This is a genomic window from Psychrobacter maritimus (assembly GCF_029953575.1).
Classification (GTDB): domain Bacteria; phylum Pseudomonadota; class Gammaproteobacteria; order Pseudomonadales; family Moraxellaceae; genus Psychrobacter; species Psychrobacter maritimus.
Genome location: NZ_CP124526.1, coordinates 2,699,472 through 2,721,638, shown reverse-complemented (window position 1 = coordinate 2,721,638; position 22,167 = coordinate 2,699,472). Strand labels below are relative to the sequence as shown.

The window sequence follows — 22,167 nt, the reverse complement described above, 5'->3', positions numbered from 1 at the left end:
TATGTTTAAACCTAGCCTTTCTCTCACACCTTTTAATACAGTTTAAAATTATGAAAAAAATTACCCATGCCGTTATTCCCGTTGCAGGCTTTGGCACGCGTATGTTGCCATTATCTAAATCCGTACCAAAAGAGCTATTGCCGCTTGGTAATCGTCCGGCCATTCATTATGTGGTTGAAGAAGCAATCGCAGCTGGCATCAAGCATATTGTATTGGTTGGTCATGCGCAAAAAAGTGCCATTGAAAATTACTTTGATATCAATGCTGAGCTGGATAATCAGCTTAGAGCGAAAGGTAAAGATGAGCTAGCCGATAGCTTAAATTGGCTACCAGATGATGTAACCATATCGATGATACGCCAAGGTAAACCGTTAGGTTTAGGGCATGCGGTACTTGCCGCGCGACCAATTATAGGTATGAATGACTTTGCGGTACTGCTACCAGATGTGGTGCTTGATCCCTTTACCACCGATATGACTGCTGACAATTTAGCATTTATGATTGAGTCTTTTGCTAAAGACAAGCACTCACAGATATTGGTCGATACTGTCGCCGATGAAGATGTGCATAAATACGGTATCGCTCAGTTAAGTGAATCTGATAACGGTGCGCACGATATAGATAATAAAACAGATACGAATACGAGCTTTAAGGTTGCCGGTTTTGTAGAAAAACCAAGCTTAGAAGATGCACCCTCAAAACTGGCAGTCGTTGGGCGCTATGTCTTTAGCAACCATATTTTTGATTATTTGGCGAATACCAAAGCTTCGGTTGGCGGTGAGATTCAGCTGACTGATGCTATCGATGCGTTGATTAGTCAATACGGCGTCAATGTTACGACGATGCGCGGTGCCAGTTATGATGCCGGTGATATGCGCTCTTATATGCAGGCGTTTATTTATTTCGCTCAGCAGCAATTAGCAGATGAAGAGTAGTGCATGAACGATATAAAAGACAGTAACCGCTATAGCAGCGCGCGTAGCTCTAAGTACTGGCAGCAGTTACAGGAGTTGGCGGCACAGCCGTGGTCGCTTGATAAGCTATTTACCCAGGATGCTGAGCGTACGAGCCGTTTTAGCACGCAAGCTGGCGCGCTATATATGGATTATAGCAAGCAGTGTATTAATGATGCTGTGCTAGAAGATTTATTAAATTTGGCGAATAGTTGTGATTTGTCAGGCCGGATTAAATCTTTGCTGCAAGGCGCAATGGTTAATACCAGTGAAGAACGCGCTGCTTTGCACACAGCGCTGCGCTTACCAGAGACAGCAAAACTGCAAGTTGGTACGCAAGATGTTGTGGCTGATGTACATCAGAGCTTAGCGCGCGTTGCCAGATTATCCGAGCGTGTCCGCAGTGGCACATGGCGCGGATTTTCCGGCAAGGCAATTACCGATGTGGTTAATATCGGCGTTGGTGGTTCTGATTTAGGGCCGCTGATGGCGACCACTGCGCTTGATGAGTGGGCAGATACTGCTATTGAAGTGCATTTTGTCTCCAATATGGACGGCACCCAGCTTGATAATTTACTAAAACACTTAAATCCTGAAACTACCTTATTTATTATCTCCTCTAAATCTTTTGGTACCGTTGATACGCTGTCCAATGCCAAAACCGCGCTGTCATGGCTGCTTGCAACCGCAAAACTGCGGGCGGGTACCGAAGACAGTGTATTACGTCGCCATTTTATTGGTATTTCAGCCAACAGCGAGAAGATGAGCGCCTGGGGTATTCATCCTGAGCACCAATTGCAGCTTTGGGAATGGGTTGGTGGCCGTTTTTCTTTATGGTCAGCGATTGGCCTTGCTATTGCCATTCGCATCGGTATCGATGGCTTTAAAGCGTTATTGGCCGGCGCTCATAGTATGGATGAGCATTTCGCCCAAGCGGATTTCGCAGAAAATTTACCAGTATTATTAGGTTTACTTGCCGTTTGGAACAGTACCTTTTTACAAGTAAATGCTCATACGGTGCTACCTTATGATGGGCGTTTAGAGTATTTGCCAAGCTACTTGACCCAGCTTGAAATGGAAAGTAATGGTAAATCGGTGACGCTGCATGGTGAGCGATTAGACTACGATACTTGTCCGATTTTATGGGGTGAGATTGGCTCAAACGCGCAGCATGCTTTTTATCAGCTTTTGCATCAAGGGACGCAGCAAGTCTCTTGTGATTTTATCGCCTGTGTGCGTCGTTATAGTGATAAAGCGACCAATGCCTCGCTACAGCAGCAGCATGAATTGTCTTTAGCTAACTGTCTAGCGCAAAGTCGGGTACTGGCTTTTGGCAATGCGGCGATTGCTGATGCTGATATACAAATCGCTTCTGACGCTGATAAGTATAAATACTACCGCGGTAATCAGCCATCAACAACCTTATTGATTGACGAGCTGACCCCGCATAGTTTGGGGGCATTAATTGCGCTTTATGAGCATAAGGTTTATGTGATGGCCAGCATTTGGGATATCAATCCGTTTGACCAGTGGGGTGTCGAGATGGGTAAGCAAATGGCAGAGTCAGTGCATACCGCTATGCAGCAAGAGAGTGGTGAGCAGTTCGACAGCTCTACCAATCAGCTATTACAGCATATTAAGCTGTTCTCTTAAGAGTGCCTGCTGTTAATTTATTCACGCTGCTAATTCACCAATAATCAAAGGTAAACTCATGAGCGCTGATGCCATAAATACACATAAGCATGAATCTGCACCCAATCCGTTTCATAATACGGCGATAAATACTAACGTTTGTGTCCTTGTCGGTCATAGTATTGAGGCCATTACCAGTGCCGTGGTACTGGCAAGTCTCGGTCATGCGGTTCACCTCTATGCCGATAAAGATATATTGGCGCAGCAGTTGCAGCAATATGGCTTTGAGCATCATCTGCAAGCGCTTTGGCAGATGTATGATCAGCAGCAACAGATTGTCAGCTATGCGCTACCAAAGAGTGCTGATGAGTTAATACGGCGTTATGAAGTGGCGAATGATAATGATGAGAGAAAATCAGTTGCGCTATATTGGTTATTTTTAGATAGTATTAGCTCAGTATGGCTAGAAGACAGTTGGATTACCGCCTTTAATCATAGTCATCAGCAAGCATTACCGCTCATCATGAGTGGTATTAAACAGTTGGGTGCGGTTGCCGCACTGTCTAAACGTTTGCAGCGCGCTTGGGTATATTACTTACCGTTCGTCTTCTTAAAAGATGGTGATGCTTATAGCTCGATGTTGAATCCGTCGTTATGGCTACTCGGTAAAAAAACACCAAACAGCAGCTATCATTTAAATATGCTTCAACCATTAATGCAGCATGCGCGTGCAACGCATCATGCCGATATTGCGACGATAGAATTTGCGCGTAGTAGCATCATGGCGATGCTGGCAACGCGGGTCAGCTTTATGAATGAGATGTCGCGCTTGGCTGACAGTCATCAGGTTGATATCCAGCAGGTCAGCCACATTATGGGACTCGATGCGCGTGTGGGCAGTAGCTACTTGCAAGCGGGTTGGGGGTTTGGTGGTAATACGCTACCGACGGAATTGCTTCAGCTGCAGCAGTCAAGTGAGGCGCAAAGTTTGGCCATGCCGCTATTGCAATCGGTCATCCATATTAATGAAGACCAAAAAGAGCTTATCTTCCGTAAGTTTTGGCAATATTTTGATGGTTTTATCGATAATAAAACGGTCATGATTTGGGGCGGTAGTTATAAAGCGGGCTCGGGACGGACGGCAGAGTCAGCGATTCATCCTTTATTGGCATTATTATGGTCTTATAATATTCGTACGCTGGTCTATAGTGATAAAGCGCAAACGGAGCTTGCCGCCCTTTATAAGCAGCAGCCATTACTTCAGTTGATAAACAATCCTTATCAACAGCTTAATGAGGCGCAGGCAATCTTTATTATCAGCTGGTTGTCAGAGAATCGACTAGATATTGCCAAGCTTAACGAGCAAGCGATGCCCATATTCGATGCGCAAAATGCCTTGTCACGAACGCAGATTGATGGTCTAGTCAGCGACTATATGGGGATTGGTCGCGCCAAGTAAGGGTTTTTATCAGGTATAAAATAAGCTCAGTAGACAAAAAGTTGTTAGACTAAAGCCAAACAAAAGCGCCGGTTAATTTTTATATTAATCGGCGCTTTTATTTATTTTCACAGGTTCAGAATGTCTTTATTCAGCACAGCAGCTATTTAAGCAGGTACCGCACCTTTACTGGCAAGCCATTGTTGAATGGCTTGGGTTTTGGTCTGTAGTAAATCTTCATCACCGCGACTTTCAATATTTAACCGAATTAATGGTTCAGTATTTGAGGCACGTAAGTTAAAACGCCATTCACCAAAGTTTAAACTCAAACCATCTAGCATCGATTTGGTTGGGTTTTCGGTACTAAACTTTTTTTCAATAGCGCTAATAATCGCCTGCGCATCATGAGTGGTCAGATGAAAGTTCAGCTCACCTGAGCTTGGATAGGCTGCAATATAACCGCTGACCAATTCTGACAAGGTTTTACCAGTAATCGATAATAACTCAATGGTCAGCAGCCAAGGAATCATGCCGCTATCGCAGTAGAAAAAATCGCGAAAGTAGTGATGTGCGGACATCTCGCCACCATAAACCGCGCCAGAATCACGCATCACCTGCTTGATAAATGAGTGCCCAGATTTACTAATAACCGCCTTACCGTTATGCTCATGAATGACAGCTTCGGTGTTATAAATTACCCGTGGATCATAAACAATCGACTCGCCCGCATATTTATTTAAAAATGCTTGCGCCAGCATCCCAACGACATAGCTACCATCGATAAATTCGCCGTATTCATCGAATAAAAAGCAACGGTCAAAATCGCCATCAAAGGCAATGCCAAGGTCGGCTTTATTTTCTAACACCGCTTGCTGGGTGGCGGTTCTATTAGCCAAAATCATCGGATTAGGGATGCCATTTGGAAAACTACCATCAGGCTCATGATGCAATTTAATCACTTCAATCGGTGCGCCAGCTTGTGCTAACTTATCGATTAATAAATCAACCACCGGGCCTGCGCTGCCATTTCCTGAATTAATAACCAGTTTAAGTGGTTTTAATTTGTCAGTATCAATAAAAGTCATTACATGATTGATATAGGCGCTTTTATCCGTCAGTAATTGTAGGTTGCCTAACGTGTTAGCAGTGGTAAATTGCCCCGATTCCGCCAACGCTTGAATCTCTGCCAAACCATCATCGGCGCTAATCGGTTTTGAGTGCTCTTTGACCAATTTTAAGCCATTATAGTTAATCGGATTATGACTGGCAGTGACTTCGATACCGCCCAACGCTTGATAGTAGCTGGTGGCAAAATACACCTCTTCTGTACCTGTCATTCCCAAATCAATCACATCGACGCCAGCATCTAGCATGCCTTTGATAGTCGCTTGCTTTAACTGTTCACTTGAATGGCGAATATCGCTGCCAATAACGATAGCTGGTTTTAAGTTTTTCAGTTCAGCGGTGGCATCATTATCGGCACTGTTATAACGCTCGAATAAAATTTGGGCAAAGGCACGGCCGATACGGTAGGCGATAGCTTCATCGAGATTGACACCAAGCTCGCCGCGGATATCATAAGCTTTAAATGAATCAATGTTAATCGGTGCGAACTGGGTTTGAGTCGCATAGCTGGCATTATTGGTATCGGATGTGGGCATAACGATAAAATCCTTGCGTTTAAGCAGTGAGATGATAATTAAGTAAGTTACCCAATTATAAGCTAATCAGTGTTCAATGCTACACTAACGACAAAATCGTTATAAACTTATTGACATACTCCCGCCACTTTCGCCAAGCTCAAGTGTGGGATTCTAAAAGCAAATGCTGTTAGGTGGCTTTCTCACGAAGGCCACAAGTTTTCTGCTTCATCGGGCGACCTTTACCGCATCCTCCCTCCGCAGACAAAGCGGCATGTCCTGCCGCTAATATATTGCGAGCCGCATTAAAATCAGCGTTCGCAACATACCTGCATTTGACGCACTCGAACTTGGCCTGAGTTTGTCGATTCTCTTTGGCGATATGCTTGCATTCAAAGCAGGTCTGGCTGGTATATCGTGGATTAATTTTTATAAGTAATCCGCCTTGCCAGTGCTGCTTATACTCAAGCATATCAACCATCATGCCCCAGCCTTGATCTAAGATCAACTTATTCAATCCTGACTTAGCTTTGACATTGCGCCCATGCTGAACGGCAGAGCCGCTAGCTGACTGCGACATATTGACTACTTTCAAATCCTCAACAACAATCATGGCGTGGTTTTTGCTGATGTTGGTGGTGATTTTATGCAAGTAATCGTGGCGAATATTGGCGATATGATGATGAAGTTTTTGAATCTTACGGTTTTGTTTTTGCCAGTTTTGGCTAAATAAGACCTTACGACTCAACTGCCGTTGCAACTTTGCCAGTTTGACTTGATTGGATTTAAAGCTATTTTTGGGTTTAATGTACTGACCGTCTGAGGTACTGATGAGTTTGGTGATGCCTAAATCAATGCCGATGGCGGTTTTAGAAGGGTGAATTGGGTTTTCAATCTCGCGCTCACACCCAAAAGACACGGACCAGCGCCCTGATTTCTTGCTAATAGTGACGTTTTTAATGGTGCCGATGATATCTTGCGACTTTCTAAATTTCACCAAACCAATACCATTCGGTAATTTGACGCGGTTGCCTTCAATACGGCAATACTTATCAAATTGAACCAAGCGGATTGAATCACAGCCATCTGATTTACGCTTAAATCTTGGCATTAGTGGGCGTAGTTGAATCTCTGTGCCATCAGCCAATTTAAAGAATTTAGGCTTTCTTATTTTCTTCTTATTTTCTTTTAACCTGGCATGAACTTTCGGATCAAAAAAGCGTGACCAAGCCGATGCCAAGTCACGAACTTTTTGTTGTAAAGACACCGCATTTGAGTGGCTTTTTAAGAACTCAAAATCAGGATTATTCTTTAAATCCATGATTTTATTAACCAAGTTGGTGGCATTAATAAACTCATTGTTGGCAAACATCTCGAATGACATTGCTAGCATTTGATTCCAAACAAAACGCGCAGAGCCGACAAGGTTATTTAAAATAACCTGTTGCTCTACGTTAGGCTCAAGCCTAAATTTATACGCCTTGTTGATTTTCATTTCTGACTACTTTCTCAATGAGTGTGTATTTGATATAATACATACAACATTAGCACTTTAGGGTATTAATTACAATGAGTGAGATATATAAAAACCGCTATGCCGCCTTTAATCTTCATGTTCATTTGGTTTTTATCACTAAGTATCGAAAGAAGGTGTTAGGCGAGGTGCATCATAAACAATTTAGTGAGTATGCCGCCGAGGTCTGTAGGAGCTTTGATGCTGAGTTAAAAGAGTGTAAGGGTGAGGCCGACCATATGCACATGTTGATTCAGTACCCACCAACAGTGCAGATAAGCAAATTGGTTAATAACTTGAAGTCAGTCACCAGTAGACGCATGAGAGGTGATTTCATTGATTTAAGAGCTGCTTATCTCAAGCCTGTACTTTGGTCACGATCATATTTTGCAGGGTCATGTGGTGGTGCGCCATTAGAGGTTATTAAGCAGTACATTCAAAACCAACAAGGTTAATAACTTATGCGAAATTCACCTCCACCCTAATGTCGGATGGAGTCCTCTTTCGCTTTTTGAGATAGGGTTATATTTAGGGCGTGTTGAACATTCATAATCTCAGCCAGATATAAGCACAAGCAAGAGCGACTGTATTTTCATAACTCTGCTTGAGCTTATCAAATCTGGTGGCAACCGCCCTATACTGTTTTAGTTTGGCGAAAGCATTTTCTACTAAGTGTCGTGCTTTATATAAGTCCCAGTCCATATGGTCGTTAGAAGACTTAGTGTTTCGTTTTCGAGGGATGTTATCCCGTGTCCCGGCTTGTTCAATATGCGCTCGTAGTGCAGTGCATCAGAATCATAGCCTTTATCCGCATATAAAACCTCTGTATTGCTCAAATTAACTTTGTCTACTAAGTCAGGTGCGACTTTAACATCGTGGGTAGTGCCATCTGACAAGATAAAGGTAAGGGGATTGCCATGCGCATCAACTGCCAAGTGAATCTTGGTCGCGCGTCCTGCCACACTTTTACTAATGGATTGTAGGTTCTCATTGCCACCACTGCTGTGCTGATGCGCCTTGATATTAGTACCATCAATGAAGACCCACTCAAGATCTGCGTCTTTGATCAGTAACGTAAACAGCGTAATCAGCTTATTACTGCGAGACCAGCGCTGGTAAGCTTTATAGATGTTATTAGGCTTGCCAAAATACTCGGGTAAGTCGCGCTAAGGACAGCCAACACGCATGCGATAAAGCACGCCTTCAACCGTTTGTCTAAGATTTCCTTTGTCATAGATATTAAGTTCTAGTAATATAGGTTTCAGTCTTGTCCAGTGTTCATCTTTGAGCATAGTGCGAGGCATAGCGAACGATATCTTTTTTGTGTGAGAACTTAAAGATTAACCGTTCGCTATTTTTTTTGCCATTAATTTGTCGCCAATGTTCAACACGGCCTAATCACAAATAAAATTATACGAGTGTTCTTTATGAGTAGCCTAGAAAATCAGCATGGTCTAGAAGATATGAATAGCCAAGAAAATAAAATAACAGCGCCTACACCGGTACAAGGAACGCCAGAAGAAAGTGGCGAGTTAGCGGATTTATTATCCTTAATGGCACGGCTGCGAGCAGACTGTCCGTGGGATAAAAAGCAAAGCAATCATAGCCTCATTCCTTATGCGATTGAAGAAGCCTATGAGCTTGGCGAAGCGGTACAAGGCGATGATGATGAAGACATCAAAGGTGAGCTTGGCGATGTGCTGCTGCAAGTGGTTTTTCATTGTCAGATGTACGCTGAACAAGGGCGCTTTGATATGAGTGATGTGATTACCACTTTACAAGAAAAGCTGATTCGCCGGCATCCACATGTGTTTGAAGCAGAAACGCTACAAGATGAAGCAGCGGTAAAAGAACGCTGGGATGAGATTAAGGCGGAGGAGCAACAAGCCCGCGCTGCACGTGGTAAACCACAGCGCCGTTTGGACAATACCAAAGCAGGCAGCGCGCTCATGCAAGCGCAGGACGTACAAAAGCAGGCGTCAAAACTGGGTTTTGATTGGGAAGGCGTCAGCGGCGCCTTTGATAAACTCGATGAAGAAATTGCCGAGCTAAAGGCTGAGATTTTAGATAAGCCAAAAGTCGAGATACAAGATAATATTGCCGATATTGAAAAAGAGCTTGGCGATTGCATGTTTGCGCTGGTCAATGTCGCCCGTAAACTAAACCTCGACGCTGAAACTGTAACTTTAACTTGTGTGCATAAATTCAAATCACGTTTTGGCTATATTGAAGACCAGTTAGCTGCCGCTGGCAAGCTTTTAGAAGACAGCGATATTAATGAGATGGATGCGTTATGGGAAGCGGCGAAACAGCATGAACGCGACTAATAAAAGCTTATTTACTAAATACTCGTTTATCAAATGGCAACATGCTAATTTGTTTAAAAGTGCAGCCATTTTTTTAGTAGGTATAGTTTCTATCATGGCTATGCTGTCTCATCCTGTCCTTGCCGCGCCTTGTTTTGATAACGCCCAAAGTGCTTATAATTATCTATTGACGCAAGAAACAGCGCAAAGCCAAGCACGTACACAGACCAGTATTAATATCAATCGGGCGACGGAAGCCGAGCTGGTGGGATTAGACGGTGTTGGCAGCAATAAAGCGCAGGCGATTATTTTATATCGTGAGATGTTTGGCGGCTTTAAGAGTGTTGATGAATTAACCAAGGTCAAAGGCATCGGTACAAAAACCGTTGAGAAGAATCGCAGGCGTTTAAGCGTGCAGGATTAATCACGGTATTAATCAGGATATTTTGTATTAATTAACCCCAATATTGACAAAATAGCATGTAAGTAAATGTCATAACACACCCACCATGGCCAAAATTTGTTAAACTAGCAGGTACATCCGCCTGATAGACGCTGTGTTCGTCAGGGGTGGTTAAGAATAAAGGCGAGGAGTAGATGCATGGCCGAGCGTGCCGCCAAGCAGTTAGAACTGAATAAATCTGAATTACCAAATTCCATTACCGAAGTGATTGCAACCCTAACCCGAGCTGGGTTTGATGCCTATATCGTCGGTGGCGGCGTGCGCGACACCTTGCTAGGCCTGCGTCCAAAAGACTTCGACGCGGTCACTGATGCTAAGCCCCATGAGATTAAAGACGTCTTTGGCAAGCGCTGCCGTATTATCGGTCGCCGCTTTCAATTGGCGCATGTCTACTCTGGGCGCGAGCTTATCGAAGTGGCTACTTTCCGTGGGCCACCGCTTAATGATTCCAATACCAATCAAGATGGTATGATTCTGCGCGACAATGTCTGGGGCGATATCAAACAAGACTTTGCCCGTCGCGACTTTTCTATCAATGCTCTTTATTATCAGCCGCTTAAAGGCGTGGTGCATGATTTTTGCGGTGCACTTGAAGATATCGATAATAAAATTATTCGCCTGTTAGGCAATGCGCCGACTCGTATCGAAGAAGATCCGGTCAGATTGCTGCGCGCCTTACGTTTTAAAGCCAAGTTGGGCTTTGATTTTGATAGCGAATTGGCCGCACAGTTCCATGATGGTAATTGGGCGCTACTTGAGCAAATCTCTCCGCATCGTCTATATGATGAAACGCAAAAGATGTTTACTGGTGGCTATTTAGTGCCATTATTGCCGCTATTGTTTGAGTCGGGTGCGATTGATAGTTTAATCATTTATCCGCCTGCTGAACCAAGTGCTTTAGTGAAACAAGTCGCTATTAATACCGACAAACGTATCGGCGCTGGCAAAAGCATTAACCCTGCCTTCTTTTATGCCGCGTTGCTGTGGGAAAACTATCTACATCAATTAGAAAAAGCCAAAAAGCGCAATATGCCTTTTGCGGATGCACAAATGCATGCAGCTGGCAAAGTCATTGACCGTCAGCGTATCAAAACTGCTATTCCAAAATTCGCTGAACAGTTTATTCGTGATATTTGGATATTGCAGCCAAAATTGGCCGCGCCACGTAGTAAACAAATTGTGCAGCTGTCTGAGCACCCACGTTTCCGCGCCGGTTTTGATTTCTTGCTATTACGCGAGCAGTGCGGCGATGCCGAACATCCGCTATCAGAATCGACCAATGGTATGGGCGAGTGGTGGCACAACTATCAAACCTTGACCGAAGAGCAGCAGCAACAAGCGATTGATGACTTTGATGAAAACATTCGTCGCGGTGCTTATAAGCAAGCGCAGCGCGGTCGCGGACGTAATCGTCAAAAACAGCAAACCTCGAACGATAATGGCAAGGTGAATCACATACAAAACGATCAGCAAGATAAAGTAAACGGCAATGGTCATAGCAAGCAAGTGGTTAATGATGCCTCAAACGTGCCATCACGCCGCCGCCGCGCTGCCAGTCAGTCGGCTCAGGATGCTAATAACAGTGTCAGTAATAGTAGCAGCAATGACGGTCGTAATGAGAATGGTCGTAATAATAGCTATGATAAGCAGCAAGCAACACAAGATAATAATGAGCTTGCGCAATTGCAGCAGTTATCACTTGCTAACATAGGTCATCAAGCGGCAAATAAACGCCACAATGCCAAGCCTGCACCGTTATTTGTCATAGAGCATGAGAAGGTTGTACCGCCATTACGCAAGCAATTGCCAAGTGATGCACAGTCGCAATCGTCATCTAAGTCGCCTTCTAAATCTAAACCGGCTAGCCAAGCGTTTGTAGAAAAAAACGCTGCTACTGACAACGCAGCGCCTAAAGAGCAGTCTGGCAATCAAGCAGCAAAGCATCATACAAAACCAAAGCAAGCTGATGTCAATGTTAGTACTGACTCAGCTTCTGCTAAAGCGCATACGACAGAGTATGCTACGCGCACGGTAGCCAGAACACCGGCGCTTGTCAGTATGAATAATGAACCGATACCGCATAAACGTCGCCGCCGTCAGCCTACTGTTGTAGAAAATGACAATGGAAATAGCTCAGCTGATAGCAATAGCGTAGTAGAGGCTAAAGCAGTCGATAACAAAGCGCAAAAAGCGACGAGATACGCAAAAAAAGCGCCGAAGTTAGCGACTGAAGCTGTTAGTAAAAGTGAAACTAGTGACGTTGAAAATAATGCTAAGAAGGCAACCAAAGCTTCAGCAGCAAAACCTACTAAAACCAGTCAAGATACGAAGAGTCAGACCAGTCAAAATCAGTCAGCTAAGCATCAGACAGCTGCTAGTAAAATGAATGAGCAAAAAGGCCCTGTACCATCGAAGCGTCGCCGCCGTCAGCCAAGCGTTAATAACGTTTAAGCTTATGAGCGGACAATAGAGTAAAGTGATAACTATGAACACGCACTTTGATGCTAGCGATGACAATGAGAGCCATGGCGATGTAACTTGGGTTACCTGCTATGTGGGCTTGGGTAGCAATCTGACAAATGAGCTAGGTTCGCCTGTCGAGCATTTGCAGCAAGCCGTTGCAGCTATGCAAAAGCACGAGCAGATACGCGCGGTACGGGTGTCTTCCTTTTATGCTTCAGTACCGATGGGACCGCAAGACCAACCTGATTTTATCAATGCGGTCGCAGGTTTTGAGACCACTTTGACTGCGTTTGAGCTGCTTGATTTTTGCCAAGCGCTAGAGCAGCAAGCCAAACGCGCCCGTCTGCGCCGTTGGGGCGAGCGTAGCCTTGATGTCGATATTTTATTATATGGTGACGCGCAAATATCAGAGTCGCAATTAACCATACCGCATGCTGGCTTGCCTGAACGTAATTTTGTTTTGATACCGCTACGAGAGTTAGCCCCAGAGTTGATTATTGCAGGCAAGCCAATCAAGCATTATCCGCTGAGTAACGATTGGACAGGGTTAAAGTTGCCATCAGATGATTGACGTATGAACCGTTAAATAGACTTATTAACTACTAAAAAGTAGCAGCAAATTGGCATTTAGCAGCATTTCCAGTCATTGATTGTTAAACGTATTGATGATTGAAAGCATTGAGGATGATATGACGACGTTATCGACTTTAAATAAATTTAAAAGAGACGGTACCAAATTTACCTGTCTGACCTGCTATGACGCGATGTTTGCGCGCATGATGGATAAAGCACAAATCGATACGATATTGATTGGTGATAGTCTGGGTATGGTGGTGCAAGGTCATGATTCAACCCTGCCTGTCAGCGTCGATGATATGGCTTATCATACGGCCAATATTGCCCGTAGTAATAAGCACGCACTGATTTTAGCCGACTTGCCGTTTATGAGTTATGTGACGCTCCCAGAAGCGGTTGCCAATAGCCGAAAACTGATGCAGGCGGGCGCGCATGTGATTAAGATTGAAGGCGGTAGTGAGCTTTGCGATTTAGTCACGACGTTGGCGCAAGCAGGTACGCCCACTTGTGTGCATCTTGGCTTAACCCCGCAATCAGTCAATGTCTTCGGCGGTTATAAAATCCAAGGGCGCGGTGATGCAGCGGCGGATAAGCTGCTTGCTGATGCTAAAGCGGTCGTTGCTGCTGGCGCGGCACTTTTGGTACTAGAATGCGTACCTGCTGAACTTGCAAAAGCTGTCACTCAAGCGGTTGCCGTGCCGGTAATTGGTATTGGCGCTGGTGCCGATACTGATGGTCAAGTCTTAGTCATGCATGACATGCTTGGTATGGTGCATGGTCGCGTACCACGCTTTGTTCATGACTTTTTAACCGATGAGCGTAATAGCGCGCGTAGTATTGAAGGCGCATTTGCCCTATATCAGCAAGCGGTACGCGATGGTAGCTTTCCGACTGAGCAGCACCAATTTAGCTAGTGGTCTTTAATTTAAAACTTTGAATTTGGTGCTTAGTATTTTGAATTTAGTACTTTAAATTTAGTGTTTTGACGATTATCAGTAGAAAAAGCTATCAGGATAAGAGTATTTACCATGCCAATTATTCATCATCATATCTCAACCCTGCGCGCCGCCTTAAACCCTTATCGTGGTCAGCAAGATAGCCAGCAGCGTATTGCGTTAGTACCAACCATGGGCAATCTACATGACGGTCATCTTGAGCTGGTAAAGCTTGCCAAGCAGCATGCCGATATTGTCGTGGTGAGTATCTTTGTCAATCCTACCCAATTTGGCGTCGGTGAAGATTTTGACAGTTATCCACGTACCTTAGATGTAGATGTTGCCAAGCTTGCTACCGTTGGCGCCGATTATGTATTTGCCCCAAGCATTGATGAGATGTATCCAGTATTACCGCCACCAACGTCAGTCCGTGCTGGGGAAATTACCACCCAGTTATGTGGTCAATCGCGTCCCAATCACTTTGATGGCGTCGGCATCGTTGTCTCTAAGCTCTTTAATATCGTCCAGCCTGAGGTGGCCGTATTTGGCCAAAAAGACTATCAGCAATTGGCAATTATCCAGCAAATTGTGCGCGATTTAAGTTATCCGATTGAAATTATAGGTGCGCCTATCGTACGTGCTGCTGATGGCCTAGCATTATCTTCGCGCAATCAGTATCTAACTGAAGCTGAGCGCAATACTGCTCCTGTGCTGCATAAAGAATTGCTCCGCTTAGCCGAGCAGTTAATGCAGGGTCAGCATCTCGAAAAAGGGCTTGCGCCTTTATTAACAGAAACACGGGCACGCATCACTGAGGCGGGCTTTAAGATTGATTATTTAGAAGTTAAAACGGCTCAGCTCGATTCTTTAGAGACAGATGCTGAATCTGCAACTTTCAATGGGAATCAGCAGGATTTGGTGATTTTGGTTGCGGCTTGGTTGGGTAGAGCACGTTTATTAGACAATCAGTTAGTGACGGTCAAGCTGCCGTGCTGACAGAGTAATTCGCCAGACGCAATTATTAGGGTGACGGATCATGAGTGCAAGTAAGGATGACAAGCAAGCACAGGCAAATGACAATTTAGCAAAGCCTATAAACGCGAAAGTAGAAAATAAAGATAGACTAAGTATCTTAGTAGTATCAGGGCGCTCAGGTTCAGGTAAAACCTCAGTACTCAATATCTTAGAAGATTTAGGCTATTATTCTATTGATAATTTGCCTTTGTCATTGGTTCCTGAAGCGGCGCAAAAACTGGTCTGTGATAGTGGGATTAAACGCATCGCGCTGGGTGTCGATATTCGTACGCCACGTGCGGATTTGTCCAATTTTGCTGAAACACATGATGCGTTAAAGCAGAGATATGGAGAAGAGGCGGTCACCGTGGTATATGTGACGGCGCAAGAAGAAACCTTGGTGGCGCGCTTTAATGCTACCCGCCGCATTCATCCGCTGATGGTGCAAGATACTAAGGGCATAGAAAATACCACTTATAATCTGCCAGCGGCGATTGAAAGAGAAATTCAGCTTTTGCAGCCGATATTTAAGCAGGCGGATGTCAAAATCGATACCACTATGCTGAATATTCATCAGTTAAAAGAGCGCTTACGTGATTATGTTGGGGTTGATAATCAAATAGTGATTAACCTGCTATCGTTTGGCTTTAAATACGGCAGCCCAATTGATGCAGATTTTGTTTTTGATGTGCGCATTTTGCCCAATCCGCATTGGAACCCAACGCTACGAGCTGCGACCGGTCTTGATATTGAGGTTGCTGAATTTTTTGCCGATTATCCAGAAGTGTCTGAGATGACTGAAGATATCGCAAAATTTCTTAATCGTTGGTTACCTGATTTTCTGCATAACAATCGCCATACGGTCACGGTCGCTATTGGATGTACGGGCGGCAAACATCGCTCGGTATTTATCACCAAGCATTTGCGAGATAAGCTGACCGCTGGCCTGCCTGAAGGTTTGACCGTTGTTGCTAAACACCGTGAAAAGAATCGTTGGTAATACTTTCTTTGTAGTTAGCATTTATAAGCTGCAAAGTATAAATGGCAAAAATGCGATTAACTTTATTATTTACTATCTATTATTTATTATCTCGGAAAATGGAAAGCTTTTATGATTGACTGGTCAGAACATGATATGCGCGTCTCGCGCACAGAGCTCAAAAAAGCTCATGAGCGCTTGCAAGCATTGTCGATACCGCTTGCCAGCTTATCGAAAAAACAGCTCAAAAACCTGCCAGCAAGTGATTATTTTATGGCAGAGCTGATGGCGCTTGCTGATATCACCAGTGCTAATGCGCGCAATCGCCAAACCAAGCGCGTCGGTAAACTTATCAGTGAAGAAAACCGCCATGAATTGGTCAAAGCCTTGTTTGATGCTTTTTTCCCAAAAGAGCAAGTTTCTAAAATCGAGAGTTGGTTTGAGCGCTTAAATATCAATGATGAAGGCACGCTTAAGCAGTTTGTTAAACAGTACAAAGCCTCTGAGCGCAATAGTATGTATCAGCTGCTGCTTTGGATTGAGTACGCCAAGCATATGCAAGACGATGAGCTGATGGCAGAGTCTAAAGAGGATTTGGCCAGTTATATTCGGGAAGTGGCGATATTGTCGCAGCTAAAAATGTAGCCAATTATACTGGCTATAAAGCAGCGTTGCCGTTCATAATAACGACCCATAAAAAAGCCAATCAGTGATGATTGGCTTTTTATATTTTTCTATAAACTAATACTGGTTAATCAATTGTGCAGACCGACTTATTTTTTCTCTGCACGTACTTTATCGACCAGATAATCAACTACTTTAGGGACAGTGGCGCTTTCGCCGGTCACCACATATTTACCATGGACAACAACCGCTGGGACACCTGAAAGCTGGTAACGCTTAGCGCCTGCTTGTGAGCGACCAATTTTTGTTCCAACCGCGAATGAGTTATATAGGCTGTTAAATTTCTTTTCGTTCACGCCTTGTGAGGCATACCATTTGCTCAATGACGCTTGGTCAAATAATTGCTTGCCGTCTTTATGTACCGCATCAAATAGCGCATCATGGGTCTTGTTTTCATAACCTAATAATTGCGCGGCATAGAAACCACGGGCACTGGCTTCCCAAACTGGGTTCAGCGCTGCTGGGGTTTTAAAGAATGCCACGTCTTTGTCTTTGGTTTTTGCCCATTTTTCCATATGCGGATTTAGGACGTTACAATGCGGGCAGCCATACCAGAAAAATTCACGCACAATGATAGCATCACCGCTGATTTTTTCTGGGTTGTCTAGCACACGGTAATCTTTTCCTGCGACATAATTGGCGGCTTGTGCGCCCATATTGGCCAGCCCAATAGCACAAGCCAGACCAGTCAATGCGATGATACGTTTCATACTTGTTCCTTGAGGTGTCAAAATTTAGAATGTTTGGTGCAAATTTTCAGATCAAAAGTTGCTTAGCGCATTTATATAGGTTTGAAAGTAGATAAACGACAATGCATTATCTAAATTGTCTTCGCTAAATCGACCTATAATAGAGTACGGACTATAATAGCGTAAAATGCCCGCACTTGTGAACCCGATTCTTAACTAACGGTTGTAAAGCTGTGAGCTATTATTTAAGGTATCTTACTTATCATTTTTAAGCGGCTAGTTTTAAGCTGACAGCTATTAAGTTTTGTCATAGAGAAAGGTGTTTATTCGCTAAAGCTTGTTAAGAAAGACTTATTAAGAATATTCAAAGTTATAAAACAGTTTCAAATTTTTCGCTTGTATAAAAGTCTGCTGTTTAATAATAATCATAGCGCGTAAGTGTTTTTTAAAATTTAAGTATTTACTGCCGCGATTCACAATCGGTGACGATGTACTCACGACAAAGTCGCCGCTCTCATGCTAATATTGGGCATACTGCTATTGAGCATGTCAGCATGCCTATAAACGATAATAACTATAATACCCATAAAGGAAAAACCCTATGAGCCAAGCTTTCTCTTCTGCCCAGCCTGTGAATCATCAGTCAAACAACGATTCAAACGATTACGCAAATAACGAGCTAGATAACAATGCTGCTAGCAAATTTGACCAAAACACTGTTATTAATGTCGATGCCAGTGAAGTAGAAAAATTCAATAATTTGGCAAGCGAATGGTGGAATAAAACTGGCGCTTTTGCTACTTTGCACGAAATCAATCCGCTACGCCTTAACTGGATAGAAGAAAACGTGAAGCGCGGCTTTATGAGTGCGGATAGCAGTAAAACGGCAGAGATGGGCTTGGCGGGTAAAAAAGTCCTTGATGTCGGTTGCGGCGGCGGTATCTTGGCAGAATCAATGGCACGCCGCGGCGCTGATGTGACCGGTATCGACCTCGGTACCGAAAACCTCAAAGCGGCAGCCTTACATGCTGAGCAAAGCAACTTAAATAATACCTTGCGTTATCAGCATATTCCTATTGAGCAGTTAGCGGCTACCCATGCTGGTCAGTTCGATGTCGTGACGTGTATGGAGATGCTTGAGCATGTGCCAGACCCAGCTGCCATTGTCGAGGCGTGCTTTACGCTATTGGCACCGGGCGGCGTTTGCGTGCTATCGACGATTAACCGCAATCCTAAATCGTACCTGTTTGCCATCGTTGGGGCAGAGTATGTATTGCGCTTGCTTGATCGCGGCACCCATGATTACGCCAAATTCATCACCCCAGCTGAGTTGGATAAAATGGCGATAACGGCAGGCTTTACCCGTCAAGACATCATTGGACTGCATTATAATCCATTGACCAAGCGTTATTGGTTGGCACAAAACGTCGATGTTAATTATATGATGGCGGTACAAAAGCCACTGGCGTAAATCACCTTTTATAAGCATTCCTTTTTGACCACTTTTTAAATCAATGTTTTAAATTAATATTAAGAGCGCCCGTTATGAGCCAATTTGTAAAAGCTGTCTTGTTTGACCTTGATGGCACATTAATCGATACTGCCGCTGACTTCGTCCGCATTATTGGTAAAATGAGCGGCGAAAATGATTGGCAAGCGCCACCTGAAGCCGAAATTCGTGAGCAAGTCTCTGCTGGTGCCTCGGCGATGGTGCAGTTGATGCTGCGCCACAACGACCAAATTGAGGTCAGCGAACCTGAGTTACTGGAGTTTCGTCAGCAGTTCTTAGACGATTATGAAGCGGAAATATGTGTCGATAGTTGTGTTTTTGATGAGCTTGAAGAAGTGCTGCGCGCATTAGAAGAAAAAAGCGTGCCATGGGGTATTGTCACCAATAAGCCGCGCTATCTCGCTGAGCAGTTATTAGAAAAAATGCAGTTAGATGAGCGCTGTTCGGTACTGGTGTGTCCAGATGATGTATCACGCTCTAAACCCGATCCCGAGCCTATGTATGCAGCATTAGAAAGACTCTCTATCCCGCGCGGTGCCGCTGAAAGCGTGCTTTATGTCGGCGATCATATACGCGACATCGAAGCTGGCAAGGCTGCGGGTATGCCGACTATCTTAGCCGCTTACGGTTATATTCCACCTGAGGATCAAAAAAACCTGAAGAAATGGGGTGCAGATTATATTACTGAAACCCCAGCAGACCTGAATAAGTTATTACTTTCTTCTGGCAAGTTTGACTATTTATAAAGCAAATAAGCCTTATAAAGCAAATACACCATTTAACGAAATAGCTATTAAGCACCCTACCTATTAAACAATAAGCAGTGAGTAATGCCATGAGTGACAATACTAATCAGCCTACTAGCCAGCAACAGATGCCATCAGCGGCGCAAGCTTCTGTGCCAGCTGTATCGCACGACGATATTCGTAATTTTATACCGCCTGATGACTGTTTAGATGGTAAAACTATCTTGGTAACGGGTGCCGGTGATGGTATCGGGCGTATCGCCGCCTTAACCTATGCGCGCTATGGCGCGACGGTATTATTGTTGGGGCGTACTAGCAGTAAGCTTGAATACGTTTATGATGAAATTGAGAGCTTTGGTGGTAAGCAGCCTGCGATGCTACCGATGAATCTAGAGGGCGCAACCTATGCTGAGATGCAAAAATTAGAGAACTTGATTGCTAAAGAAGTTGGTCAGCTTGATGGCATCTTGCATAATGCGGGCATGCTTGGGGCTTTGACGCCCCTTGAAATGTACGATGTCGATATGTTTGCCCAAGTGATGAAGGTCAACTTTACCTCCACCTTTATGCTCACACAAGCACTGCTGCCTTTACTTAAAGACGCAGCACATGGTTCGATTGTCTTTACTTCTAGTAGCGTTGGCACCCATCCTCGCGCGTTTTGGGGTGCGTACGCGCTGTCCAAGCAAGCGGTAGAAGGCATGAGCGATATCTTTACCCAAGAAACGCAGAATACCACTAACTTGCGCTTTAACTGTATCAATCCTGGTGGCACCCGTACCAATATGCGCGCCCATGCCTTTCCCGGCGAAAATCCGATGAGCCTAAAAACCCCGGAAGATATTATGGGCGGTTATGTGTTTTTGATGAGTGATGAGAGCATCGGTGTGCGCGGTCAAGTGGTTGAGCTCCAACCAAAAGATTAATAATCACCTGTACTCCTATTGCTTAGAATTTTTATAACTATTAATAGTATTTATAAAATTGCGTATTTATTGAAATAAGCGACTTATAACCCCATCTATTTGTTATTAAAGACTTTTATAAATTATGATTTAAATATCGTTAATAAAAAAATAGGATGAGATTATGGCAGGTGGCTGGTCAAGAGATGGGGCAGAGCATGAGCAAATGGATGCGACTGTCAACGATGCGTTAGAGCGGGCACGGCGTGCGCTGCCAACGGGTAAAAGTGCTGAGTTCTGTGATGAATGCGGCAATCCCATTCCAGAAGCGCGGCGTATTGCCGTGCCGGGTGTGCAGCACTGCGTCGGCTGTCAAACAGAGCTTGAACAAGAAGCAAAGGCGACTGAGCTATTTAATCGCCGCGGTAGTAAAGACAGCCAATTGCGTTAATAAAAAATCCTCCATTATTTTAATAGTGGGGGATTTTTTTATCGGTTTTATCTTTATCGGCACTATCGTTACTGTCAATAATTATCAATAATCTGTCTATTACTGCCAATAGATGGCTAGGCAATCAATAACTATCTATAACATCAGTGCCATCAGCTCAAGGTCATAGCCTTCCCAATCTACCTTAACCGCTGTCGCACCTTCTTGCTCAGTACTTGCCTGCAAAATAATCTCTAGTCGGCTATCTGCTTGTGCGCTCACTGTCTTTGTGGACAAGCTATCAGGAGTAAAATTGATTTGTAGCCAGCCATGAGAGGTATGCACAATGCCTTTGATACGTTGCCAATTTGGCAGCGTTAACAACCAGTCCTGTAACTTATCGGCATCTAATATATATTCTGCTGGTAGTCGCCACCCTGCCAGTAGAATATCTTGCTGTTGCTCATGATAACGATAGGGCAGCTCTATACTTGTATCGGGCTTATTATCGTCATTGCTTTCAGGATTGTGGAAGGTATTCGCTGCTAAAGAATGACTTAGCGGCTTTAAGCCCACAACAGCTTGGTATGGCTCAGCGATATTGACTCTTTGCTGCTTTGAGATGACAAAACTGGGTTTGGAAAGCTGTGCACTTAATGCTGCTGAATAGCCTGTGGATGTATTTATCTTATGAGTGGTTGTCTGGCTGTCAGATTCTGCCCAAATAATAGAAATCTGTGCATTGAGCTTGGCTACCCATGCTTGTAACGCTTGTTTTTCATCAGTGCTTAATTGAGTATAGCGATTAATGACCAAAACATCGGCATCGCGGACATGCGCCTGAAAACCTTCATGAGTACGATACTTTTCTTGTTGCCATTGCAGGGCGCTAAGCACTGTTATGACCGCTTGCATCTTTAAAGCCGTTTGCCAATGCGGCGCGCTCAGCTGTTGGATAAGCTCACGCGGATGGGCAAGCCCTGTTGGCTCGATAAGCAGACGCTTTGGATGATGGTCACTGAGCAGGCGACTCAGAGCGATTTGTAGTGGCAACTGACTGGTACAACAAATGCAGCCGCCGCTCACTTCACGAATGGCGATGTCATTTTTCGTATGGCTATCTTGTGAGCTGGTTAGTAGTGCGCCATCGATCCCAATACGACCAAACTCATTAATCAATAACGCCCAGCGTTCACCCGTTGGTTTGGTCGCAATTAATTGATTAATGAGCGTGGTTTTGCCAGAACCCAAAAACCCTGTCACCAAGGTGCAGGGTATGTTTTGAAGCATA

The 22,167-nt window shown here is 44.2% G+C and carries 20 protein-coding genes and 1 pseudogene; 16 read left to right on the top strand and 5 right to left on the bottom strand.

Going from position 1 to position 22,167, the window contains the following annotated elements:
* Positions 1-50 precede the first annotated feature (50 nt).
* Genes QJS82_RS11610 through QJS82_RS11600 form a run of 3 tightly spaced genes read left to right on the top strand, consistent with a single transcriptional unit; the run spans position 51 to position 4,044 of the window.
* Positions 51-935 (top strand): UTP--glucose-1-phosphate uridylyltransferase, encoded by an 885-nt coding sequence (locus QJS82_RS11610; RefSeq protein WP_281490591.1) that lies wholly within the window; start codon positions 51-53, stop codon positions 933-935.
* A 3-nt stretch (positions 936-938) separates the two neighbouring features.
* Positions 939-2,606, top strand: coding sequence for a glucose-6-phosphate isomerase (gene pgi / locus QJS82_RS11605; protein ID WP_281490590.1), 1,668 nt, complete (start codon positions 939-941; stop codon positions 2,604-2,606).
* 58 nt (positions 2,607-2,664) lie between these two features.
* Positions 2,665-4,044 carry a UDP-glucose/GDP-mannose dehydrogenase family protein gene (locus QJS82_RS11600; RefSeq protein ID WP_281490589.1) on the top strand — a complete coding sequence of 460 codons (1,380 nt, stop codon included), beginning with the start codon at positions 2,665-2,667 and terminating at the stop codon, positions 4,042-4,044.
* A gap of 146 nt (positions 4,045-4,190) precedes the next feature.
* On the opposite strand, the gene QJS82_RS11595 is transcribed toward QJS82_RS11600, so the two are convergent.
* Positions 4,191-5,684, bottom strand: a complete 1,494-nt coding sequence (locus QJS82_RS11595; protein ID WP_281490588.1) for a phosphohexomutase domain-containing protein — start codon at positions 5,682-5,684, stop codon at positions 4,191-4,193.
* 169 nt (positions 5,685-5,853) lie between these two features.
* Positions 5,854-7,158, bottom strand: coding sequence for an RNA-guided endonuclease InsQ/TnpB family protein (locus QJS82_RS11590; RefSeq protein WP_281490587.1), 1,305 nt, complete (start codon positions 7,156-7,158; stop codon positions 5,854-5,856).
* A 74-nt stretch (positions 7,159-7,232) separates the two neighbouring features.
* Here QJS82_RS11590 and tnpA point away from each other — a divergent pair, with 74 nt between their 5' ends.
* The gene (gene tnpA, locus QJS82_RS11585; protein ID WP_438656111.1) at positions 7,233-7,631 is read left to right on the top strand and encodes an IS200/IS605 family transposase; all 399 of its coding nucleotides are present in this window, start codon (positions 7,233-7,235) and stop codon (positions 7,629-7,631) included.
* Between the two features lie 91 nt (positions 7,632-7,722).
* Here the strand turns inward: tnpA and QJS82_RS11580 are convergent.
* Positions 7,723-8,480 (bottom strand): annotated as a pseudogene (locus QJS82_RS11580) (IS5 family transposase).
* Between the two features lie 159 nt (positions 8,481-8,639).
* On the opposite strand from QJS82_RS11580, the gene mazG reads away from it, so the two are divergent.
* From mazG to yjgA, 8 genes are all read left to right on the top strand, one after another.
* Positions 8,640-9,503 carry a nucleoside triphosphate pyrophosphohydrolase gene (gene mazG, locus QJS82_RS11575; protein WP_281491720.1) on the top strand — a complete coding sequence of 288 codons (864 nt, stop codon included), beginning with the start codon at positions 8,640-8,642 and terminating at the stop codon, positions 9,501-9,503.
* A gap of 94 nt (positions 9,504-9,597) precedes the next feature.
* Entirely contained in the window at positions 9,598-9,906 is a 309-nt protein-coding gene (locus QJS82_RS11570) for a ComEA family DNA-binding protein (protein ID WP_281490586.1), read from the top strand.
* Between the two features lie 177 nt (positions 9,907-10,083).
* On the top strand, positions 10,084-12,396 hold the full coding sequence (gene pcnB / locus QJS82_RS11565; RefSeq protein ID WP_281490585.1) for a polynucleotide adenylyltransferase PcnB: 2,313 nt from the start codon (positions 10,084-10,086) through the stop codon (positions 12,394-12,396).
* Positions 12,397-12,430: 34 nt separating this feature from the next.
* Entirely contained in the window at positions 12,431-12,979 is a 549-nt protein-coding gene (gene folK / locus QJS82_RS11560) for a 2-amino-4-hydroxy-6-hydroxymethyldihydropteridine diphosphokinase (RefSeq protein WP_281490584.1), read from the top strand.
* A gap of 118 nt (positions 12,980-13,097) precedes the next feature.
* Entirely contained in the window at positions 13,098-13,898 is an 801-nt protein-coding gene (gene panB, locus QJS82_RS11555) for a 3-methyl-2-oxobutanoate hydroxymethyltransferase (RefSeq protein WP_281490583.1), read from the top strand.
* Positions 13,899-14,012: 114 nt separating this feature from the next.
* Positions 14,013-14,915 (top strand): pantoate--beta-alanine ligase, encoded by a 903-nt coding sequence (gene panC, locus QJS82_RS11550; protein ID WP_281490582.1) that lies wholly within the window; start codon positions 14,013-14,015, stop codon positions 14,913-14,915.
* Positions 14,916-14,955: 40 nt separating this feature from the next.
* Positions 14,956-15,933 (top strand): RNase adapter RapZ, encoded by a 978-nt coding sequence (gene rapZ, locus QJS82_RS11545; protein ID WP_281490581.1) that lies wholly within the window; start codon positions 14,956-14,958, stop codon positions 15,931-15,933.
* 111 nt (positions 15,934-16,044) lie between these two features.
* Positions 16,045-16,557 carry a ribosome biogenesis factor YjgA gene (gene yjgA / locus QJS82_RS11540; protein ID WP_201564375.1) on the top strand — a complete coding sequence of 171 codons (513 nt, stop codon included), beginning with the start codon at positions 16,045-16,047 and terminating at the stop codon, positions 16,555-16,557.
* A gap of 128 nt (positions 16,558-16,685) precedes the next feature.
* On the opposite strand, the gene QJS82_RS11535 is transcribed toward yjgA, so the two are convergent.
* Complete coding sequence (locus tag QJS82_RS11535; protein ID WP_183619492.1) at positions 16,686-17,306, bottom strand: thiol:disulfide interchange protein DsbA/DsbL; 621 nt, start codon at positions 17,304-17,306, stop codon at positions 16,686-16,688.
* Positions 17,307-17,886: 580 nt separating this feature from the next.
* Between QJS82_RS11535 and ubiG the strand changes: the two genes are divergently transcribed.
* From ubiG to QJS82_RS11515, 4 genes are all read left to right on the top strand, one after another.
* Positions 17,887-18,756, top strand: coding sequence for a bifunctional 2-polyprenyl-6-hydroxyphenol methylase/3-demethylubiquinol 3-O-methyltransferase UbiG (ubiG, locus tag QJS82_RS11530; RefSeq protein ID WP_281490580.1), 870 nt, complete (start codon positions 17,887-17,889; stop codon positions 18,754-18,756).
* Between the two features lie 74 nt (positions 18,757-18,830).
* On the top strand, positions 18,831-19,541 hold the full coding sequence (locus QJS82_RS11525) for an HAD family hydrolase (protein WP_281490579.1): 711 nt from the start codon (positions 18,831-18,833) through the stop codon (positions 19,539-19,541).
* Between the two features lie 128 nt (positions 19,542-19,669).
* Positions 19,670-20,467 carry a YciK family oxidoreductase gene (locus QJS82_RS11520; RefSeq protein ID WP_201564389.1) on the top strand — a complete coding sequence of 266 codons (798 nt, stop codon included), beginning with the start codon at positions 19,670-19,672 and terminating at the stop codon, positions 20,465-20,467.
* Positions 20,468-20,630: 163 nt separating this feature from the next.
* Positions 20,631-20,897, top strand: a complete 267-nt coding sequence (locus tag QJS82_RS11515) for a DksA/TraR family C4-type zinc finger protein (RefSeq protein WP_183619498.1) — start codon at positions 20,631-20,633, stop codon at positions 20,895-20,897.
* A gap of 135 nt (positions 20,898-21,032) precedes the next feature.
* Here the strand turns inward: QJS82_RS11515 and QJS82_RS11510 are convergent, their stop codons facing one another.
* On the bottom strand, positions 21,033-22,166 hold the full coding sequence (locus QJS82_RS11510) for a CobW family GTP-binding protein (protein WP_281490578.1): 1,134 nt from the start codon (positions 22,164-22,166) through the stop codon (positions 21,033-21,035).
* Position 22,167: the final 1 nt, after the last annotated feature.

Excerpts from the sequence above, each read along its gene's own strand:
- QJS82_RS11610 (WP_281490591.1), top strand. The coding sequence starts at position 51 with ATGAAAAAAATTACCCATGCCGTTATTCCCGTTGCAGGCTTTGGCACG.
- pgi (WP_281490590.1), top strand. The coding sequence starts at position 939 with ATGAACGATATAAAAGACAGTAACCGCTATAGCAGCGCGCGTAGCTCT.
- QJS82_RS11600 (WP_281490589.1), top strand. The coding sequence starts at position 2,665 with ATGAGCGCTGATGCCATAAATACACATAAGCATGAATCTGCACCCAAT.
- QJS82_RS11595 (WP_281490588.1), bottom strand. The coding sequence starts at position 5,684 with ATGCCCACATCCGATACCAATAATGCCAGCTATGCGACTCAAACCCAG.
- QJS82_RS11590 (WP_281490587.1), bottom strand. The coding sequence starts at position 7,158 with ATGAAAATCAACAAGGCGTATAAATTTAGGCTTGAGCCTAACGTAGAG.
- tnpA (WP_438656111.1), top strand. The coding sequence starts at position 7,233 with ATGAGTGAGATATATAAAAACCGCTATGCCGCCTTTAATCTTCATGTT.
- mazG (WP_281491720.1), top strand. The coding sequence starts at position 8,640 with ATGAATAGCCAAGAAAATAAAATAACAGCGCCTACACCGGTACAAGGA.
- QJS82_RS11570 (WP_281490586.1), top strand. The coding sequence starts at position 9,598 with ATGGCTATGCTGTCTCATCCTGTCCTTGCCGCGCCTTGTTTTGATAAC.
- pcnB (WP_281490585.1), top strand. The coding sequence starts at position 10,084 with ATGGCCGAGCGTGCCGCCAAGCAGTTAGAACTGAATAAATCTGAATTA.
- folK (WP_281490584.1), top strand. The coding sequence starts at position 12,431 with ATGAACACGCACTTTGATGCTAGCGATGACAATGAGAGCCATGGCGAT.
- panB (WP_281490583.1), top strand. The coding sequence starts at position 13,098 with ATGACGACGTTATCGACTTTAAATAAATTTAAAAGAGACGGTACCAAA.
- panC (WP_281490582.1), top strand. The coding sequence starts at position 14,013 with ATGCCAATTATTCATCATCATATCTCAACCCTGCGCGCCGCCTTAAAC.
- rapZ (WP_281490581.1), top strand. The coding sequence starts at position 14,956 with ATGAGTGCAAGTAAGGATGACAAGCAAGCACAGGCAAATGACAATTTA.
- yjgA (WP_201564375.1), top strand. The coding sequence starts at position 16,045 with ATGATTGACTGGTCAGAACATGATATGCGCGTCTCGCGCACAGAGCTC.
- QJS82_RS11535 (WP_183619492.1), bottom strand. The coding sequence starts at position 17,306 with ATGAAACGTATCATCGCATTGACTGGTCTGGCTTGTGCTATTGGGCTG.
- ubiG (WP_281490580.1), top strand. The coding sequence starts at position 17,887 with ATGAGCCAAGCTTTCTCTTCTGCCCAGCCTGTGAATCATCAGTCAAAC.
- QJS82_RS11525 (WP_281490579.1), top strand. The coding sequence starts at position 18,831 with ATGAGCCAATTTGTAAAAGCTGTCTTGTTTGACCTTGATGGCACATTA.
- QJS82_RS11520 (WP_201564389.1), top strand. The coding sequence starts at position 19,670 with ATGCCATCAGCGGCGCAAGCTTCTGTGCCAGCTGTATCGCACGACGAT.
- QJS82_RS11515 (WP_183619498.1), top strand. The coding sequence starts at position 20,631 with ATGGCAGGTGGCTGGTCAAGAGATGGGGCAGAGCATGAGCAAATGGAT.
- QJS82_RS11510 (WP_281490578.1), bottom strand. The coding sequence starts at position 22,166 with ATGCTTCAAAACATACCCTGCACCTTGGTGACAGGGTTTTTGGGTTCT.